At 64.9% G+C, this 18,697-nt stretch carries 17 protein-coding genes and 1 riboswitch; of the genes, 11 read left to right on the plus strand and 6 right to left on the minus strand.

Features of this window, described 5'->3' with window-relative positions; translation table 11 throughout:
- Positions 1-92 precede the first annotated feature (92 nt).
- Together YP76_RS12775 and YP76_RS12780 are read right to left on the minus strand one after the other, a co-directional pair.
- Positions 93-1,271 carry an acetyl-CoA C-acyltransferase gene (locus YP76_RS12775; protein WP_046763954.1) on the minus strand — a complete coding sequence of 393 codons (1,179 nt, stop codon included), beginning with the start codon at positions 1,269-1,271 and terminating at the stop codon, positions 93-95.
- A gap of 36 nt (positions 1,272-1,307) precedes the next feature.
- Complete coding sequence (locus tag YP76_RS12780) at positions 1,308-2,432, minus strand: acyl-CoA dehydrogenase family protein (protein ID WP_046763955.1); 1,125 nt, start codon at positions 2,430-2,432, stop codon at positions 1,308-1,310.
- Positions 2,433-2,585: 153 nt separating this feature from the next.
- On the opposite strand from YP76_RS12780, the gene YP76_RS12785 reads away from it, so the two are divergent.
- On the plus strand, positions 2,586-2,813 hold the full coding sequence (locus YP76_RS12785) for a hypothetical protein (protein ID WP_157035772.1): 228 nt from the start codon (positions 2,586-2,588) through the stop codon (positions 2,811-2,813).
- Here YP76_RS12785 and YP76_RS12790 read toward each other — a convergent pair whose 3' ends face one another.
- Positions 2,814-3,311 (minus strand): MgtC/SapB family protein, encoded by a 498-nt coding sequence (locus YP76_RS12790; protein WP_157035773.1) that lies wholly within the window; start codon positions 3,309-3,311, stop codon positions 2,814-2,816.
- A 284-nt stretch (positions 3,312-3,595) separates the two neighbouring features.
- Positions 3,596-3,784: riboswitch (cobalamin riboswitch) on the plus strand.
- Positions 3,785-3,963: 179 nt separating this feature from the next.
- Here YP76_RS12790 and YP76_RS12795 point away from each other — a divergent pair.
- The 8 genes from YP76_RS12795 to YP76_RS27795 all read left to right on the plus strand — a co-directional run bounded on the left by YP76_RS12795 (position 3,964) and on the right by YP76_RS27795 (position 9,973).
- A complete protein-coding gene (locus YP76_RS12795; protein WP_046763958.1) occupies positions 3,964-4,371 on the plus strand; it encodes a DUF1636 domain-containing protein in 408 nt (135 codons plus the stop codon).
- Positions 4,368-5,384, plus strand: a complete 1,017-nt coding sequence (gene cobT / locus YP76_RS12800) for a nicotinate-nucleotide--dimethylbenzimidazole phosphoribosyltransferase (protein ID WP_046763959.1) — start codon at positions 4,368-4,370, stop codon at positions 5,382-5,384. Before YP76_RS12795 ends, cobT begins: the two co-directional genes overlap by 4 nt.
- Positions 5,381-5,947: a histidine phosphatase family protein gene (locus YP76_RS12805; RefSeq protein WP_046763960.1), complete on the plus strand. Its 567-nt coding sequence runs from the start codon at positions 5,381-5,383 to the stop codon at positions 5,945-5,947. Before cobT ends, YP76_RS12805 begins: the two co-directional genes overlap by 4 nt.
- Positions 5,944-6,678, plus strand: coding sequence for an adenosylcobinamide-GDP ribazoletransferase (locus YP76_RS12810; protein ID WP_046763961.1), 735 nt, complete (start codon positions 5,944-5,946; stop codon positions 6,676-6,678). The genes YP76_RS12805 and YP76_RS12810 overlap by 4 nt, the downstream gene beginning before the upstream one ends.
- Entirely contained in the window at positions 6,675-7,649 is a 975-nt protein-coding gene (locus tag YP76_RS12815) for an aminotransferase class I/II-fold pyridoxal phosphate-dependent enzyme (RefSeq protein WP_046763962.1), read from the plus strand. The genes YP76_RS12810 and YP76_RS12815 overlap by 4 nt, the downstream gene beginning before the upstream one ends.
- The gene (gene cbiB / locus YP76_RS12820; protein ID WP_046763963.1) at positions 7,642-8,580 is read left to right on the plus strand and encodes an adenosylcobinamide-phosphate synthase CbiB; all 939 of its coding nucleotides are present in this window, start codon (positions 7,642-7,644) and stop codon (positions 8,578-8,580) included. The genes YP76_RS12815 and cbiB overlap by 8 nt, the downstream gene beginning before the upstream one ends.
- Positions 8,577-9,083, plus strand: a complete 507-nt coding sequence (cobU, locus tag YP76_RS12825; RefSeq protein WP_198147482.1) for a bifunctional adenosylcobinamide kinase/adenosylcobinamide-phosphate guanylyltransferase — start codon at positions 8,577-8,579, stop codon at positions 9,081-9,083. Before cbiB ends, cobU begins: the two co-directional genes overlap by 4 nt.
- A gap of 425 nt (positions 9,084-9,508) precedes the next feature.
- The gene (locus YP76_RS27795) at positions 9,509-9,973 is read left to right on the plus strand and encodes a hypothetical protein (protein WP_157035774.1); all 465 of its coding nucleotides are present in this window, start codon (positions 9,509-9,511) and stop codon (positions 9,971-9,973) included.
- A 453-nt stretch (positions 9,974-10,426) separates the two neighbouring features.
- Here YP76_RS27795 and YP76_RS12835 read toward each other — a convergent pair whose 3' ends face one another.
- From YP76_RS12835 to YP76_RS12845, 3 genes are read right to left on the minus strand one after another with little or no spacing between them, the layout of a single operon-like run.
- A complete protein-coding gene (locus YP76_RS12835; protein WP_046763965.1) occupies positions 10,427-11,803 on the minus strand; it encodes an efflux transporter outer membrane subunit in 1,377 nt (458 codons plus the stop codon).
- Entirely contained in the window at positions 11,800-14,943 is a 3,144-nt protein-coding gene (locus YP76_RS12840) for an efflux RND transporter permease subunit (protein ID WP_046763966.1), read from the minus strand. The genes YP76_RS12835 and YP76_RS12840 overlap by 4 nt, the downstream gene beginning before the upstream one ends.
- 12 nt (positions 14,944-14,955) lie before the next feature.
- The gene (locus tag YP76_RS12845; protein WP_046763967.1) at positions 14,956-16,086 is read right to left on the minus strand and encodes an efflux RND transporter periplasmic adaptor subunit; all 1,131 of its coding nucleotides are present in this window, start codon (positions 16,084-16,086) and stop codon (positions 14,956-14,958) included.
- A 246-nt stretch (positions 16,087-16,332) separates the two neighbouring features.
- Between YP76_RS12845 and YP76_RS12850 the strand changes: the two genes are divergently transcribed.
- Both YP76_RS12850 and YP76_RS12855 read left to right on the plus strand, forming a co-directional pair.
- Positions 16,333-17,064 carry a response regulator gene (locus tag YP76_RS12850; protein WP_046763968.1) on the plus strand — a complete coding sequence of 244 codons (732 nt, stop codon included), beginning with the start codon at positions 16,333-16,335 and terminating at the stop codon, positions 17,062-17,064.
- 7 nt (positions 17,065-17,071) lie between these two features.
- On the plus strand, positions 17,072-18,442 hold the full coding sequence (locus tag YP76_RS12855) for an ATP-binding protein (protein ID WP_052757411.1): 1,371 nt from the start codon (positions 17,072-17,074) through the stop codon (positions 18,440-18,442).
- Positions 18,443-18,697 lie beyond the last annotated feature (255 nt).

An 18,697-nucleotide genomic window follows, 5' to 3' on the forward strand; every position in this document is an offset into this window, starting at 1 on the left:
TTGGCAATCCGTACCGCTCGGAAGGATGCAGCCGCCTATTTCGGGGCCATGCTGATCGCGCTGCCGAGGCGATGTTCCTATCCGTCGCCCTTTTAGAGAATTTCCAGCGCCACCGCAGTGGCTTCACCGCCGCCGATGCATAGTGCCGCAACGCCTTTCCTGAGGCCGCGCGCCTTCAATGCGGCGATCAGCGTGGCGATGATCCGCGCGCCGCTGGCGCCAATGGGATGGCCAAGGGCGGTGGCGCCGCCATTGACGTTGATCTTGTCATGCGGAATGTCGAGGTCGCGCATCGCGATCATGGCGACGGTGGCGAAGGCCTCGTTGACTTCATAGAGGTCGACGTCGCTGGCGGACCAGCCGGCCTTTTCCAGCGCCTTGCGGATCGCGAAGACCGGGGCGGTGGTGAACAGCGCAGGCGCATGGGCATGGGCGGCGGTGGCTACGATGCGGGCTTCCCTCGCCAGGCCCAGCTTTTCCGCCACGTCGGCGCTGGTCAGCACCAAAGCTGCCGCACCGTCTGAAATCGAGGCGGAGGAGGCGGCGGTGATGGCGCCATCCTTGGCGAAGGCAGGTTTCAACGAAGGGATTTTCTCGGGCTTCGCATTGCCGGGTTGTTCGTCGGTATCGATCTGGATTTCCCCACTGCGGGTCTTGACCGTGACGGGCACGACTTCGCCTGCAAAGGCACCGCTGTCGATGGCCGCCTTGGCGCGGGCGAGGCTCTCCATCGCATAGGCATCCATTTCCGCACGGGTGAACTGATAGTCGCGCGCCGTATCCTCGGCAAAGGCACCCATGGGCTTGCCGCGGTCATAGGCGTCCTCAAGCCCATCCATCATCATCGTATCGATGATCCGGTCGTGACCGATGCGCGCGCCGGACCGGTGCTTGGGGAGGGCATAGGGAGCATTGGTCATGCTCTCCATGCCGCCCGCGATGACGATATCGACGGAACCTGCGGCAATCGCTTCGGCGGCCATGATCGCGGCCTGCATGCCCGATCCGCACATCTTGTTGACGGTCGTGGCCTCGACCGACTGCGGCAGGCCCGCGGCCAACGCGGCCTGACGCGCGGGAGCCTGACCCAAGGCGGCGGGTAGGACGCATCCCATATAGATGCGCTCTATGGCTTCCGGCGCGGCGCTCGAGCGCTCGACGGCTGCCTTGACCGCGACCGCGCCCAATTCGGTGGCGCTTACGCCGGAGAATGCGCCCTGAAATCCGCCCATGGGGGTGCGGGCGTAGCCGGCGATGATGACGTCGTTCATATGTCTCTCCTCGAAGCGTATTTACAGGGCCCTCATTTACAGGGCCCTGGCGATGACCAGCCGCTGTATGTCCGATGTGCCTTCATAAATCTGGCAGACGCGCACGTCGCGATAGATTTTGGCGAGGCCGAATTCCTCCAGATAGCCATAGCCGCCCAAGGTCTGGATCGCGCCCGATACGACCGCCTCCGCGGTTTCGGAGGCGAAGAGCTTGGCCATGGAGGCCTGCGTCAGTGCCGGCTCACCTGCATCCTTCAAGGCAGCCGCGGACAGGACGAGTTGGCGCGCTGCCTCCAGCCGGGTGGCGAGATCCGCAAGGCGGAAACCGACCGCCTGATGCTGGATGATCGACTGGCCGAAACTGTTGCGGTCCTTGGCATAGGCGATAGCGATGTCGAGCGCGGCTTGCGCCATGCCCACGCTCTGCGCGGCGATGCCGATGCGTCCGGCCTCCAGATTGGAGAGGGCGATGCCATAGCCTGCCCCTTCCGCGCCAAGACGAAGGTCATCCTCCAGGAACAGATTCTCGAACCGGATGGCGCAGGTGTCGGATGCACCTTGGCCGAGCTTGTGCTCGACCTTGTCGACGCTATAACCGGGACGGTCGGTGGGGACGAGGAAGGCGCTGATACCGCGCTTGCCCGCCGCCGCATCGGTGACGGCATAGACGATGGCGAGGCGAGCGATCTTGCCTGAAGTGATGAACTGCTTGGCGCCGTTCAGACGGTAGCCGCCGGGCACTTTTTCGGCGCGGGTGCGGATGGCGGACGCGTCCGACCCGGCATCCGCTTCGGTAAGGGCGAAGGCGCCGATGGCGCGGCCCGATAGCAGGTCGGGAAGAAAGCGGGCCCGTTGTTCCGCCGTGCCATCCTTCAGCAGGGCCGAGACGATCAGGCTGTTCTGGATCGAGAGGATGGTGGATAGCGCGCCATCGGCAGCGGCGATTTCCATCAGCGCAAGCGCATAGGAGACATAATCCGCGCCAGCGCCGCCAATGTCCTCCGGTGCGGTCATGCCCATCAACCCGAGTTGCGCGATCCGTTCGAACAATTCTGCCGGATAGCCGCCTTCCGCTTCGAATGTCGCGCTGTGAGGACGAATTTCGCTCTGGGCGAAATCGCGAACCATGTCGCGGACGGCAGTTTGTGTTTCGGTCAGCATCCGAGCGCTCTCTCCGGGTCAAAATATTGGAACGGCAAGCCGCTCGGCTAAGGGTATCAGAAGGGCGGTAGCGTGTGTTGCCAAGTTTGCGGCAAAATTCCAGGGGATTCGGTAATATCTTTCATGGAAGGATCGTTGATAGAGATTTTGACGATGAAGGGCGATCTGGACAAAACGGGATCCCCACATTCCCGAAATCTCAAGGTTGCGCAATTGCCCGAAATCGGCGCCGGCTATCTGATGGCCGGTGGGCGGATTTTATGCTCCATGCGTGACCATTATCCCAACCTGCCAGCGACGATTACCCGGATCGAGGATATCTCCCATATCCAGTCGAGCGGCATCCTCAAGTCGTTCGGCGGTGATGGCACCACAGCCTGATCAACGGTCACCGTCAGGGGCAGAGCCACGGCGATTGGGCATATCGATCTTGCCATCTTTTGACTTTTCCGCCTGACAGCCCAGATGCCGTTCGAGGAGGAGCAGCAGCGTCAGCACCAGCAGGGCGATCGCCGATCCGGCCAGAACGAGGGCATACTGACCCGCTCCTGCCGTAATGCCGACCGCTGCGGCCATCCAGAGGCTGGCGGCGGTGGTCATGTTGCGGACGTCCCCGCCGCGCACGAAGATCAAGCCTCCAGCAATGAAGCCTATGGCTTGAGCCAGTCCCTGCACGACGCGGATGGGGTCGCCATCAGGGTGGCTTTCGGCAAGTTCCAGCGCCGAGAGGGTGAGCATGGCGGAACTCAGCGACACCAGGCCATGGGTGCGCAAACCTGCATCATGGCCGTGGCGCTCGCGTTCGAAACCCAGGGCAAGACCGAGCAGCGTCGCAAGTCCGAGGCGGATGAGCGTGATACCGAGATCGTTGGCCAACATGGCCATATTACCCGTGAAGGGCGGCGGCGTTCCCTGGGTAACGTGTCGATTCGTTCAGGGCCGTTCAGTCGGCATCAGACGGGATGTGCACGATCAACTGATTGACGCGCAGGTCATTTTCCGCCGTGCAGGCGAAAAGCTCGCAGAGCCATTCCATCCAATGAGCCAGTAAAATCATGGCTCCTCTCCCCATATTATTAAATGGATATTAGCAGAATGCGACGCGCAGAAAAAGGGGTATCAGCAGCCTCGCAGTCCCCTTGCGATGCAAGGCGTTGGCCTCTATCAGGCGGGTTGCGACAGGTTCCCCGCAAGGGGATGAAAAGGGAAGTCGGGTGAGGCCCGCGCTGCCCCTGCAACTGTAAGCGGCGAGCCATCCGGCCATCATGCCATTGGGACGTTCAAGTCCCGAGAAGGCGGTCGGACAGCATCGACCCGTGAGCCAGGAGACCTGCCTGACGCAGTCGTTCTTCGACCGGACAGGGTGTGCCGGACGGACGGGGTTCCCCTCGCTGAGCGACAGCCATTGCCTTGCCGGTTCGGCCGCGCGGGGAGCGCATGCCTGTGCGCCTTCCTCCCCGCCGCCTTTCCGGTGAGCTGTTTGCCGTCCGGTTGGAGGAGCGAGGATGATTGATTTTGGGAAGCGGCGCTGATGCTGCGTGCCGTGGGAAGCGGGGCTTCGGTGGTGGTCTGTTCGACCTGCCGCCTGTCGACGGAGAGCCGGGAGGATACAAAGGGGCGGCGCGGAGGCGCGCTGCTGGCTGAGGCGATCGCGACCGTTCGGGCAAGCGATCCGGTCTATGAGGGAGTGGCGGTGCAGGAAATGCCATGCCTCTTCGCCTGTCAGCGGCATTGCACCGTGCATGTCCGGGGACCAGGGAAGATAGGCTATGTGCTGGGCGATTTCACGCCCGGCGAGGCTGCCGCGCGGGCGATACTGGATTATGCGGTGCGGCATGCGCAAAGCGAGGAAGGCGTGGTGCGCTATGCCGACTGGCCCCAGGGGGTGAAGGGGCATTTCATCGTCCGCACCCCGCCAGAAGGCTTTGTCTGTTCATGATCCATTTTGACGACAAGGCAGCCTTTGCCGCGGCATTGACGGATTTGCCGATGCCCGATGCGGCGGCTTTGGAAGCGGCGGCCCGGCGGCAGGCGATGCTGACCAAGCCCGCAGGGTCGCTCGGACGGCTGGAGGAGATCGCGCTTTTCATGGCCGGCTGGCAGGGACGGGAAAGCCCTTGTGCGGAACGGATCCGGGCGGTCATCTTCGCGGGCAATCATGGCGTTGCAGCGCGAGGCGTGAGTGCTTTCCCCACGGAAGTGACGGCGCAGATGGTGACGAATTTCCATAATGGCGGGGCTGCCATCAACGCGCTGGCGGGGATGTGCGGTGCGGAATTATCCGTTGTGGCGCTCGATCTGGAACGGCCGACGGGCGATATTTGCGTGGGCCCGGCCATGAGCGAAGCGGAATGCCTGAACGCCCTTAATGCGGGCGCTGCGGCGGTCGATCCTGCGCTCGACCTGCTGCTGCTGGGCGAGATGGGGATCGCCAATACGACGCCGGCGGCGGCGCTGTGTGCAAAGGCTTTCGGCGGAACGGCAGAGCTTTGGGTCGGGCGCGGCACGGGCGTCGATACGCATGGGCTGACACGCAAGACAGAGGCCGTACAACTGGCGCTGGCATTGCATGGCGATGTCTGTGGCGATGCCTTCGAGACGCTGCGGCGGCTTGGCGGGCGGGAGATTGCGGCGATGGCGGGCGCGGTGCTGGCGGCGCGCATCGTGCGTGTGCCGGTGATGCTGGACGGATTTATCGGATGCGCGGCGATAGCGCCGCTCGCGAAGGAAGCGCCTGCGATCACCGGGCATTGTCTGGCGGGGCATGTATCTGCCGAAGCGGGGCATGGACGGCTGCTGGCAGCCTTGGGGCTGGTGCCGTTGCTGAATCTCCACATGCGGCTAGGCGAAGGGAGCGGCGCGGCGGTCGCGGCGCAGATCGTGCGTTCGGCGCTTGCGGCGCACGGCGGCATGGCGACCTTTGCCGAGGCGACGGTGGCCCAAGCGTTGTGACTCCCTTCATACTCCATCTGATGCGCCATGGCGCACCGCAGCTTGCGGGGCGACTGCTGGGGCATCTGGATGCGCCGCCCGAAGCGGACGGGATCGAGGCCTGTGTCGCGCGGTCGCGCGGGCTGGACTTTGCACGGGTGGTGACGTCGGATCTGTCGCGCGCAATGGCGCCGGGCGCGATCATCGCGGATGAGCGGGGCCTCTCGCACAGCGTCGATGCGCGATGGCGGGAACTGTATTTCGGACGGTGGGAGGGGGCCGATCCCGCTGCCTTGCCGGGCGAAGCGCTCGCGCGTTTCTGGGACGATCCGGAAGTTTTCCCACCGCCGGGGGGCGAGCGTTGGTCCGATCTTCAGGCGCGGGTATCGGCGGCGCTGGCCGATCTGACCGGTCCGGCGCTGGTGATCTGCCATGCGGGCGCGATGCGGGCGGCACTGGCGGTGCTGTGCGGGTTCTACCTACGGCAAGGGTGGGCGATCGATTTCCCCTATGGAGCATTGCTCAGCCTGCGCGTCTGGCCGGGGAAGCCGCTATCGGGCCAGATCACGGGGCTGGTGGCATGAAGCGGCTGGTGCTTGCCTTGCAATTGATGACCCGTCTGCCCCTGCCGTCGATCGAAGCCGACGAGGTGGATTTTGCCGGAGCGATCGGCTGGTTTCCGGCAGCGGGCATGGTCGTGGGCTTGGCCGTGGCCGGGATGGCGTGCCTCGGGCTTCGCATCGATCCGTGGGTGGGCGCTTTGTCGGGGCTCGTGGCCTGGGTCGCCGTGACGGGTGCGCTGCATCTGGATGGTCTGGGCGACATAGCCGACGGCGCCGGCGCGGCGCACGGCTACAGGGATGGCGACAGCGACCAGGATAGGGCGCGGCTCCTGACGGTGCTCGCCGACCCGCATATCGGCAGCTTCGGCGTCGTTGCCATCGTCCTGCAATTGCTGGCGAAGCTGGTGTTGCTACGGTTCTGGCTGGAGGTTTTTCCGCCCTGGATGATGGTTCCGCTGGCGATGACGGCGCGGATCGGGCCGCTGGTCTGGACGCGCTGCTTGCCCTCTCTGCATGAAGGACTGGCAGACCGGTTCCGTGCGGGGTGGCGAGCAGGCCCTCTCATCCTTTGGGCCGCGCTGGGGCTATTATGCGGCATCCGTGCGCCGGGCTTGCTGGCATGGATCGTCATGATCCCGCTTTGGGGATGGTGGCTGCGTCGGCGGATCGGCGGGATTTCCGGCGACGGGCATGGCGCAGGCATCGAATTGCTGGAAAGTGGATCGCTGCTCATCATGCTGGTGTCGCGATGAGTGGCTTTACCTGGCATGGCGGGCGGCTGGCGGAGGCGCGCGCGCATTATGGCGGGGAGGATTGGATCGACCTGTCGACGGGGATCAGTCCGCTGGTTTGGCCTGGGGTGGAAGGGATCGCGCCCGATTGGTGCAGATTGCCGGAGCCGAGCGAACTCGCGGCGCTCGAAAGGGCGGCGGCGGCGCATTTCGGAGTCGAACCGGATCATGTCTGCACGCTTCCGGGAAGCGAAATGGGACTGCGGCTGGTCGGGCGGATATTTGATATGCCGGGTCGCTGGCTGGTGCCGAGTTACCGCACCCATGGGGAGGCTTTTGCCGACGGATTGCCCATGGAGACCTGGAATGGCGCAGCGGAGAGGCTGGCATTGTTGCTGGCCAATCCGAACAATCCCGACGGCAGGGTGTTGGCGCCGGACCGGTTGAAGCCATGGCTGGCGGCGCTGGAGCAGGCCGGGGGGTGGCTGATCATCGACGAAGCCTATGCCGATGCCGTGCCTTCATCCAGCCTGGCGCGTGAAGTCGGCGACAACCGGCGGCTGATCCTGCTGCGATCCTTCGGAAAGTTTTTCGGTCTGGCGGGGGTCAGGCTGGGTTTCCTGGTCGGGCCGCGGACGATTGTCTCCCAAGCCCGGAAAATGGTGGGGGAATGGCCGGTTTCGGCGGCGGCGATCGCCTTCGGGCGGGCGGCCTATCGGGACCGGCAATGGATCGATGGGACGATCGAAGCTCTCGGAATGCGGGCGGCGGCTCTGGATGCCGTTCTGGCGCGGCATGGCCTGAGGGCGTGGGGGGAATGTCCGCTGTTTCGTCTGGTGGACTGCGAGGATGGGTTCGCCTTGTTCGAACATCTGGCGCGGCAAGCGATCCTGACGCGGCCTTTCGAGGAAAATCGGCGCTGGTTGCGGCTGGGATTGCCGGGCGACGAAGCGGCATTGGCGCGGCTCGACAAGGCGTTGGCGAGTGGCTGAGCCGGTAGCTCTGACGGCGCTGATATTGGATGCGGCGCTGGGCTGGCCGGGCCGGCTTCATGAACGGATCGGGCACCCGGTCGGGGGCTTTGCGCGAATCATCGACGGGGTGGAGCGGCGATGGAACAGGACAGAGGGCAGCGATCTTGCCCGGCGCTGGGCGGGGATCGGTTTGCTGGCGACGTTGCTGGTCATGGCCGGGGGCATCGGCGCGGCCATGGAGTGGGGTATTCGGCATTGGGCCGGAGATTTCGCCTGGCCATGGTTGGCCCTGGCGGCTTGGCCTGGCTTGGCGCAGCGCAGCCTTTACGCGCATGTGGTGCCGGTGACGCGCGCTCTGGCGGCGGGTGATCTGGACGCGGCGCGGCGGACGGTGGGCTGGATCGTCGGCCGCGATACGGCGGTGCTGGACGAGGCGGGGGTTGCAAGGGCGGGCATTGAAAGTCTGGCCGAGAGTTTTTGCGACGGCGTCGTGGCGCCGCTTTTCTGGTTGCTGATGCTCGGATTGCCTGGCCTATGGGCCTATAAGGCGGTGAATACGGCGGACAGTCTGGTCGGGCACAAGGAGGCGCCCTTTACCGATTTTGGTTGGGCCGCGGCACGGTTCGACGATTTGCTCAACTGGGTTCCGGCGCGGTTGGCGGGGTTTTTGCTCTGTATCGCGGGCTGTGGTGGCTGGGCCGTGCTGTGGCGCGATCATCGGTGCCATGCCTCGCCCAATGCGGGTTGGCCGGAGGCGGCCATGGCGGGCGCCCTGGCGGTCCGCCTGGGCGGGCCGGCGCGGTATGACGGGGTGCCGCAAGACAAGCCATGGATGGGAGAGGGAAGGGAGGCGGACGTTCGGGCGATGCGGGCCGGGCTGCGCGTCTACCTTCGGGCCTGTCTGATGCTCTGGTTGTTGGCGGCATTGTGGGAAGGGATGGGGCGATGACCTTGCTGGTGCTGGGCGGAGCGCGTTCGGGCAAGAGCCGCTATGCGCAGGAGCGTTGCGAGGCAGTGCCGGGAAGGCTTGTCTATATTGCAACGGCGCAGGCGTTCGATTCGGAAATGACAGAGCGGATCGCGCGCCATCGGGGCGAGCGCGGGGCGCGCTGGTCGACCATCGAGGCACCCCTGGATCTGGCGGGCGCGATCGGGGAAGCCGCGGGTCAGGGGGATGCGATCCTGATCGATTGCCTGACCTTATGGCTGTCCAACCTGCTCCTGGCGGGGACGGATATGGCGACGGCACGCGCAGGATTGATCGATGGCGTGGCCGCATGCCCCGTGCCCGTCATATCGGTGGCCAATGAAGTGGGTTTCGGCATCGTGCCGGATAATGCGCTGGCGCGGCGCTTTCGGGACGAGGCAGGATGGCTCAACCAGGACATGGCGGCGCTTTGCCGGGAGGTCGTGCTGGTGGCGGCCGGGTTGCCCTTGACCCTCAAGGCTTGATGTTGCGCCATGGGGCGCAATCTTGGTTCGGGCGTGGTCGGTGTGGGATTTGCCGGTCCAAGGCCGGACCGAGGAAATAGCCCGGAATTGCGCCGATTTTACGCCAAAGTTCCCCCAAAGTTCACAGTGTATGCGCGCGCGTGCCTGGGCGCGCGTAGGCGTGACGGCGCGATGTGTCGGACGTTTCAAAGAGCGATGCGGGATAATCCTGTGCGTGCGAAATAGGACAGCGAAATCCTTTTCCTTTGGAGAGATAGGATGCTTTTTTGAAGGCTGTGGCCGTTGGGCCACGCATGATCCTTGGCTGATCATGGGACTTAGGGCGGCGGTGAAGGCAGAGTCTGAAAGCGACCAGAAATTGCCATTGTGGGCCGGCCTGTGCTTTCTTCATAGCGGACATGCCTTCACTTCCATAGGATAGTGTGATGCGGATTGTCCCTATTCCCTTTATCCTATTGGCGCTCACCGCGTGTGATGGAGGTGAAGCGACCATACCGGTTGATCATGGCACCGGTTTTCGCGACGGCTATGTTGTGCAAGTTCAACGCTCCGGGACCATCGAATGGAACGGTCAAAAGCTCGATGATGCTGAATTTGTGCGTTACGTTCGGCAGTATGCGGCGATGCCCGTCGGCGCGGGGCGTTTGTGGATCGAATTTGCACCCGACGCTCCATCAGGCCGGATCGCGTTTGTGCGCCAATATGTGTTGGAGAGCGGTCTCTGTAAGCAGCGGAGATGCGTGGAAGGTTCGTGGGGCGCACGACGACCTGTCGTTAATTATGGCATCTCAGCAGCAGGCGACCACTTGTTGCCGTTAGATTTGTGGGCTTCCCAATCCAACAGCCGACTATCAGCTAATAATGCGCCGCCGCAATTTGCGCACGATTGAAACCGCCAAAGTGGCCGGTAAACCGCCGATAAGGCAGCCTATTGCGACCCAAAATACGAGCATGACAAGCATGATGGTGAACATGCCGAAATGCTCCCAAGTCGATATTCTCCAGGGCTGCATGAAGATCACGCCTAACCCATAGGAGAGTAGAAACGGCGAGCGGAAGCCGAGTCTTCGCTTCGAAATGAAGGCTGTACCAACAATCCAGACGGCAGCGATTACCGCTGCGACTGGGATCAGGAGGAAGCCCGATAAATCCATCAGAGAATGGTAACGTCAGTTTCTGGCTGTTACCAGCCTATAACCTGACAGTCCGCTCACCACCCAAATTACTCAGTTCAGCGAGTCTTGAATTTGTCCACGCCGCCCGGTCAGCAAGCTGCCAGGTCTGCGCAGCCCTCTCCCTACAGGGAGAGGGATAAAGGAATGTCCGCCTTCCGTCCTTTTACGTCATGGGTCCTGAAAATCGGCGCCGATGACACGGTATAGCTGGATATGATTCCGGATCAGCGCCAGATCGGTCGCGATCGCGCTTTGCCGGGCGTTGTAGAGGTTGCGCTGGCTGGTCAGGCTGTTGAGGAAGGTGTCGATGCCTGCTCTGTAGCGCTCCTCGGCCAGGGCGTAGCTGCGCTGGCTGGCAAGCACCAGCCGTTGCTGGGCCGCCTGTTGGTCGTCGATCGTGCCTTCGCGGGCCAGGGCGTCGGATACTTCCCGGAACGCCGTCTGGATCGCCTTTTCATATCGGGCGAGAGTGAGGTCGCGCTGCGCCTTGCTGTAGTCGAGATTGCCGCGCGCGCCGCCGCCGAAGATCGGCAGGCTCGCGGACGGCGCGGCGGACCAGGCAAAACCGCCGCCGGTGAAGAGCGAGGACAGGGCCGAACTGGCGACGCCGATGGCGGCGGTGAGGCTGATTTTCGGGAACATCGCCGCGCGGGCCGCGCCGATATCGGCATTGGCGGCCTTGAGCTGATGTTCGGCCTCCAGCACGTCCGGGCGCTGGAGCAGCACGTCGGAGGAGAGGCCTGCGGGCACCTTCGCGATGGTGCCGGTCAGGCTTTCCAGCGATTGCGGGAGCAGGGCATCCTCCACCGGCGCGCCGGCCAGCAGGTCGAGCGCGTTCCTGTCCTGCGCGACCTGCGTGACATTGGCGGCGATGTCGCTGCGTGCCTGTTCCACGATGGTCTCGGCCTGATGGACGTCGAGCTTGCCCCTCAGCCCGGCACCGTTCAGCGAACGGGTGAGGGCGAGGGAGCGTTCGGCGCTGGCCAGGGTCTGGCGGGACAGGGCCAGCAATTCCTGATCGGCGGCGAGGGTGGCATAGGCGCTGGCCGTTTCCGCGATCAGGGCGATGCGGGTGGCGCGGGCCCCTTCCTCGGTCGCCAGATAGGATTCAAGGGCCGATCGGCTCAGATTCTTCACACGGCCGAACAGGTCGATCTCGAACGCGCTGAAGCCGATGTCGGCGCTGTAGCTGTCCTGTCGATTGTCGTTGCGCCGGGAAAAGTTGGCGGATGCCTCGCCCGTGACGGCGGGAAGCTGGGCGGCGCGCTGGATCCGATATTGGGCGCGGGCCGCCTCGATGGTGGCCAGCGCGGCGCGCAGGTCGCGATTATCGGCGAGCGCGCGGTCGATCACGGTCCGGAGGCGCGGGTCGCCCACCAGCGCCGTCCAGGGCAGGCCGGGTCTTTCCGTGGCCGCCGCCGGAACATAGGCGGGGCCGCTGGGGAAGCTGGCGGGCACGGGGGGCGCCGGACGGACATAATGGGGCGCCATGTTGCAGGCCGACAGAGCGGTCATGGCGCCGAGGGTGAGGAACGCGCGCTTCATGCCGGGACCTCCTCGGCGGAGGTGGGGGCAGGCGGCTGTTGCTTGCGGTTGAAGATGCGCATGATCGTCAGGAAGAAGAGCGGAACGTAGAAGATGGCGAGTATGGTCGCGGTCAGCATGCCGCCGATGACCGCCGTGCCGATCGCGACGCGGCTTTGCGCACCTGCCCCCGTGGCGATGGCGAGCGGGATGACGCCCGCGATGAAGGCCAGCGAGGTCATCAGGATCGGGCGGAAGCGCAGGCGCGCCGCCTCCAGCGCGGCCGCCATGGCATCCCTCCCTTGCAGATAGGCCAGTTCGGCAAACTCCACGATCAGGATCGCATTCTTGGCGGCAAGGCCCATGGTCGTGAGCAGGCCGACCTGGAAATAGATGTTGTTTTCCAGCCCCCGCAGCGTCACCGCCAGCACCGCGCCGATCAGGCCGAGCGGGATGACCAGCAGTACCGCGAGCGGGATCGACCAGCTTTCGTAGAGCGCGGCGAGGCAGAGGAACACGACCAGCACGGAGAGGCCGTAGAGCAGCGGTGCCTGCCCGCCGGAAAGCTGTTCCTGATAGGAGAGGCCGCTCCACGCATAGCTGGTGCCTGCCGGGAGTTGCCGTTGCAGCTTCACCATCTCGTCCATCGCTTCGCCCGAGCTGGCGCCGGGTGCGGCCTGACCCTGGAGTTCATAGGAGGACAGGCCGTTATAGCGCGACAGGGTGGTCGGCCCCATCGTCCAATGGGCGGTGGCGAAGGCGGAGAAGGGCACCATCTCGCCCGTCGCGGCGGACCGCACCTGCCAGTTGTCGAGATCGGTCGGCAGGGCGCGGAACGGCGCGTCCGCCTGCATATAGACGCGCTTCACCCGGCCGCGGTCGACGAAATCGTTGATATAGGTGCTGCCCCAGGCGGCGCTCAGCACATTGTTGACGCTGCTTTGGGTGAGGCCCAGCACGGCGAGCTTTTCGGAGTCGATGTCGATCTTGAGCTGGGGCGTATCCTCCAGCGTGGCGGCGCGCACGCCCGCCAGTTTGGAACTGTCGGCCGCGGCCTTCATGAGCTGGTTGCGCAGGGCGAGGAAGCGTTCCCGGCTGAGGCCGCCGCTGTTGAGCAGTTCGAAGGTGAAGCCGTTGGACTGGCCAAGGCCGCGAATGGGCGGAGGGGTCATGGCCAGCGCCTTGGCATCGCGGATCGCGGCCAGTTGCTTGGTGGCGCGGTTGGCGATCATCGTCGCGCTGTTGGCGAAGCCCTTGCGCTGGTCCCAGGGCGCGAGGTTGATGAAGCCCTGCGCCGTATTCTCGCCCTGGCCGGCGAAGCTGAAACCCTGGGCGAAGAAGAGGAAGGAGACATTGTCCTTCTCATCGCTCATGAAATAATTCTGGATGCTCTCCATCGCGGCCGAGGTGCGGGAGGATTTGGCGCCCGCGGGCAGCGTGACCTGAACCATGACCTGGCCCTGATCCTCCACCGGCAGGAAGCTGGTAGGCAGGCGGACGAACAGCAGCCAGAGCAGGGCGAGCACGACGGCATAGCCGATCCAGAAGAAGGTCCGGCGAGCGATGAAGCCGTTGAGCCGCGTCATATAGCCGTGCGTGACGCGTTCGAACCAGCGGTTGAATTTGCCGGTCCAGCCGCGTTCGCGATGTTCGTTGGCGACGGGTTTGAGGATCGTGGCGCAGAGCGCGGGAGAGAGGATCAGCGCCACCAGCACCGAAAGCAGCATCGAGGACACGATGGTGATCGAGAATTGCCGGTAGATGACGCCGGTCGATCCGCCGAAAAAGGCCATGGGCAGCAATACGGCGGACAGGACGAGCGCGATGCCGACCAGCGCGCTGCCGATCTCCTCCATCGATTTGATCGTGGCGTCGCGGGGCGAAAGCCCCTCTTCCTCCATGAGACGCTCGACATTCTCGACCACGACGATGGCATCGTCGACCAGCAGGCCGATGGCGAGTACCATGCCGAACAGCGTCATGGTGTTGATCGAATAGCCGAACAGCGCCAGCACGCCGAAGGTGCCGAGCAGCACCACCGGCACGGCGATGGCGGGCACCAGCGTCGCGCGCCAGCTTTGCAGGAAGACGAACATCACGACGACGACCAGGCCGACGGCCTCGATCAGCGTCTGCACGACTTCCTCGACCGACAGCTTGATGAAGGGCGTGGTGTCGCGCGGATAGACGATGGTGTAGCCGTGCGGCAGGTGGGTGGAGAGCGCCTCCACCCTGGCCTTGACCAGTTCGGCGGTCTTGAGCGCGTCGGCGCCGGGCGCGAGCTGGATCGCCATGCCCGACGCGGGATGGCCGTTGAGGCGCGCCGACGAGCTATAGCTTTCATTGCCCAGTTCGACCCGCGCCACGTCGGACAGGTGGACGACCGAGCCGTCGTTCTGGGTCTTGACGACGATGTTGCGGAACTGTTCGGGCGTTTGCAGCCGCGCCTGGGCGGTCACGGTCGCGTTGATCTGCTGCCCTACGGGGGCGGGATCGGCGCCGATCTGGCCGGCTGAAACCTCTATATTCTGGGCGGCGATGGCGCTTTGCACGTCGGACGGCATCAGCTTGACGGTGGCGAGCTTATAGGGGTCGAGCCAGATGCGCATCGCATATTGCGAACCGAAGATCTGGGACGATCCGACGCCGTCGATACGGGCGAGCGAATCCTGGAAATTGTTGACCAGATAGTCGGCCATGTCGGTCTGCGACGCGGTGTCGGTCTTGTCATAGAGGCCGACCAGCATCAGGAAGTCGGTCTGCGACTTGGTGACGGTCAGCCCTTGCTGCTGCACGGCATTGGGCAGGCGGCTCAAGGCCTGCTGCACCTTGTTCTGCACCTGCACCTGGGCGGTGTCGGGGTCGGTGCCCTTCTTGAAGGTGACGGTGATCCGCGCCTGGCCGTTGGCGGTCGAGGAGGAGGAGAAATACATCAGGCCATCGATGCCGGTGAGCTGCTGTTCGATGACCTGGGTGACGCTGGTTTCGACGGTTTCGGCCGAGGCGCCGGGATAGTTGGCGCTGATATTGACCGAGGGCGGGGCGATGTCCGGATATTGCGCGATCGGCAGGGTCAGCATCGCGCCGAGGCCCGCCATCATGATGCCGATGGCGATGACCCAGGCGAAGATCGGCCGTTCGATGAAAAAGCGGCTGAGCAAGGTCCGGCTCCCTTACTTCGCGTTCTGGTTGATGGCGACGGGCTTGACGGTGTCGCCCGGCTGTACCTTGTCGGTGCCCTCCACGATCAGGCGGTCGCCCTTCTTCAGGCCGCCGGTGATCAGCCATTTGTCGCCCACCGCCTGCGCGGCGGTGACGATGCGGCGTTCGACCTTGCCGGACCTGTCCACGATCAGCGCGGTGGCATTGCCCTTGGGGTCGCGGCTGATGCCCTGTTGCGGCGCCAATATGGCATTGGGGACGACCGACTGCGGGGCGACGACGCGGACGAACATGCCGGGCAGCAGCAGGCTGTCGGGATTGGGGAAGCGGGCGCGCAGGGTGACGGTGCCGCTGTTGGGATCGACGATCGGTTCGGCGAATTCGATGCGGCCTTCCAGCGGATAGTCGGTGCCGTCGTCCAGCTTCAGGCGGATGGTCGCGCTGGCGGGCAGCGCGTTGCCGGCGGCGAGCGCCCGGCGCAACTGGAGCAACCTGGCGCTGGACTGGGTGATGTCGACGAAGATCGGGTCAAGCTGCTGGATGGTGGCGAGCGCCGTTGCCTGGCTGGCCGTCACCAGTGCGCCCGGCGTGACGGAGGAGCGGCCGATACGCCCGCTGATCGGGGCGCGGACCTGCGTGAAGTTGAGGTTGATGCCGGTCGTCTGGAGCGTGGCGCGGGCCTGCTGCACGGCGGCGGCGGCCTGGCGCGCGGTGGCGATCACATCGTCGCGGTCCTGTGCGCTCACCGCTTCGCTCGCGCCGAGCGTGCGGTAGCGTGCGGCCTTTGCCTGGGCGGCGGCGGCGGTCGCCTGCGCGCTGGCCAGCGTCGCCTGGGCCTCGTCGCGGGAGGCGCGGTAGAGCGAGGGGTCGATCTGGTAGAGCGGCTGGCCCGCCTTCACGAAGGAGCCTTCGGTGAAGAGGCGTTTCTGGACGACGCCGGCGACCTGGGGCCGGACCTCCGACATCATGGTCGAGGCGGTGCGGCCGGGCAATTCGGTGGAGACCGTCACATTCTCCGTCGCCAGCGTCACCACGCCGACCTCCACCGGACCCTTTTTCGGGGCTTCCCTGTGTCCGCAGGCGGCGATCAGGACGCAAAGCGCGAGCGGCGCGGTTCGGAAGGCGGAGAGGCGGCTGGGCATGGTCGGCGGGCGGGTCCAAGGCTTGAGACGAGGGATCTTCGCCCGGCGCAGGGGGAGGGGAGGGACGCGCCGGGCGAAGGTCGGCTCCCACACGGGGCGCCGACCTTGCCCTCATGATCTTTTGGCATGATGCATGGTAGCGCGACTTATTGTCCCGATGGTTCAATCTGTAGCGGATTGTATCTTTATGTATCTGCGCGGGCCGGGAGCGCAGACTTGGGACGAAAATGCGGTTAGGACAGGGTCATGCCCGATCCGTCCCGTCCACCCTGCGTGATTGTCGTCGATGACGATGAGGATATCCGGGACCTGATCGTCGGTCAGCTTGCCCAGGAACATTATGAGGTGTCGGCGGCGGGAAGCCTTTCGGAGCTGGACGCCGCCATGGCGGCGCGGACGATCGACTTGATCGTGCTCGACCTCAACCTTCCCGATGGCGACGGGTTGTCGCTGTGCCGCGACCTGCGCGCGCAAGGCAGCGCGACGCAGATCATCATGGTGACGGCGCGGGGCAGCGCCATCGACCGGGTGTTGGGACTGGAGCTGGGCGCCGACGATTATCTGACCAAGCCATTCGAGCCGCGCGAGTTGCTGGTGCGCATCCGCAACCTGCTGCGCCGGTCGCGCGGGGAGGACAGGGCGCGGCAGAAGACGGCGCGGATCGCCCGCTTCGGATCCTGGCGGCTGGATTTGTTCCAGCGCCGCCTGATCGCTGACGATGATCGCCTGATCATGCTGTCCTCCGCCGAGTTCCGGCTGCTGTCGCGCTTCATCGAGGAACCCAATGTGGTGCTGTCGCGCGAGGAGCTGGTGCCCGAACGACGGGCGACGGCCGCCTTCGACCGCTCGATCGACCTTCAGGTCAGCCGATTGCGGCAGAAGCTGGCCGGGGATTCAGGGGACGGGCCTGGCGGCGGCCTGATCCTGACGGTACGCGGCGAGGGCTATGTCCTGGCCAGCACGGTGATCTACGAATGACCGGCGCATGATGGTTCCGGTCCCGGCGCGGGCGCGCAATTTCCTTCGGTCGCTGGTGGGGCAGATCTTCCTGTTGCTGACGGTCGGCATGACGGCCGCCGCGGCGGCGGCGCTGGGCGTGGCGGAGCAGACCCGCCATCTCGATTTCGAGCGTTGGCGCCTGCAACGCGTGGTGGCGAGCGCGGTCGACATCGCCCAGCGCCTGACCCATGATCCCGAACGGATCGAGGCGATGCTGAGCGACCAGCAGATCATGGGGGCGAGAATGGCGCCCCCCGGCATCGCCCTGACCGATCCCGATCCGGCGTTGGCGGATGCATTGGAAGCACGCTTCGGTCCGGATTCCCATCCGGAAGCGGGGCAGGTGCCGGTCGGGCTGTGCTTTCCCGCCACGAAGATGGACCCCAACAACCGAGCCGCCGGGCTGATCGGGGCGCCGCGTCCCGATTGCTGGGTTGTCCGCTTCACCGATGGCACGGGCGAGCGGCGGTCGCTGGCGCTATATCTGCCGCATCTGGTGAAACCGCCCAGCACGCTGGCCAAACCCGTCTATCTGTTGCTGATCGTGCTGTCGTCGGCCGGACTGGCGATCGTCGTCGCACGGTTCGTCGCCAAGCCGCTGCGGCGGCTGGAACTGGCGGCCGAGGCCTTTTCGGTGTCGCTGGATGCCGAGGAAATTCCCGAACGCGGGCCGGAGGAGGTCCGCGCGGCGCTGTCCACCTTCAACCTGATGCAGCGCCGGGTCAGGGCGGGCTTTGCCGAGCGGACGCAGTTGCTGGCGGCGATCAGCCATGACCTGCAAACGCCGCTCACCCGGCTTCGGCTGCGGCTGGAACTGGTGGAAAATGAGGAATTGCGGGCGCGGCTGTTGCAGGATCATCAGGCGATGCAGACACTGGTGCGCGAGGGGCTGGACCTGGCGGCCAGCACGGAGGCGCAGGAGGATTGGTCCGTCATCGACATCGATTCGCTGCTGACCAGCATGGTGGAGGATGCGCAGGAACTGGGATCGCGGGTGCGTTTCCTGTCGGGCTGCGGCGGCACCGTCAGGGTCAAGCCCAATGCCTTGACCCGCTGCATCAGCAATCTGCTGACCAATGCGGTCAAATATGGCGGCGGCGCGGACATAAGCTGTTCGCGGCAGGCGGGGCGCGTGCTGATCGAGGTGCGCGACCATGGACCGGGCATTCCGCCCGATCAGTTGGACAAGATGTTCGAGCCCTTCACCCGCGGCGCCGCGGGCCAGCCGGGCGGGCGGTCGGGAACCGGCATCGGCCTGACCATCGCCCGGTCGCTGGCGCTGAGTTTCAAGGCGTCGGTGCGGCTGGCGAACGCGCCGGAAGGCGGGCTGGCCGCGACGATCGATATGAAGGCCTGAGGGAACTTCGGCCGGGTCGAGGCGATTGTCTCCTTTACCCTCTTTCCTCTTGCGGCCTGAGGTGACACTATGAGTCCAATCGCGGCGGGGGATCGTCGCGCCGATTTTAAGATGCTGCACGACGGTGGCGTGATCATGATGGTGTCGCCCGCCTGATCGATAGTCGTGCATGAGCCGGAAATGCACTTGCGTGGCCGGATGAGTATCGTGCGTTCTTGTGATAGAACTTGTCCGATTAAATTTTTGACAGTTTTG

It is taken from the genome of Sphingobium chungbukense, assembly GCF_001005725.1.
In the GTDB taxonomy this organism is placed as follows: Bacteria; Pseudomonadota; Alphaproteobacteria; order Sphingomonadales; family Sphingomonadaceae; genus Sphingobium; species Sphingobium chungbukense.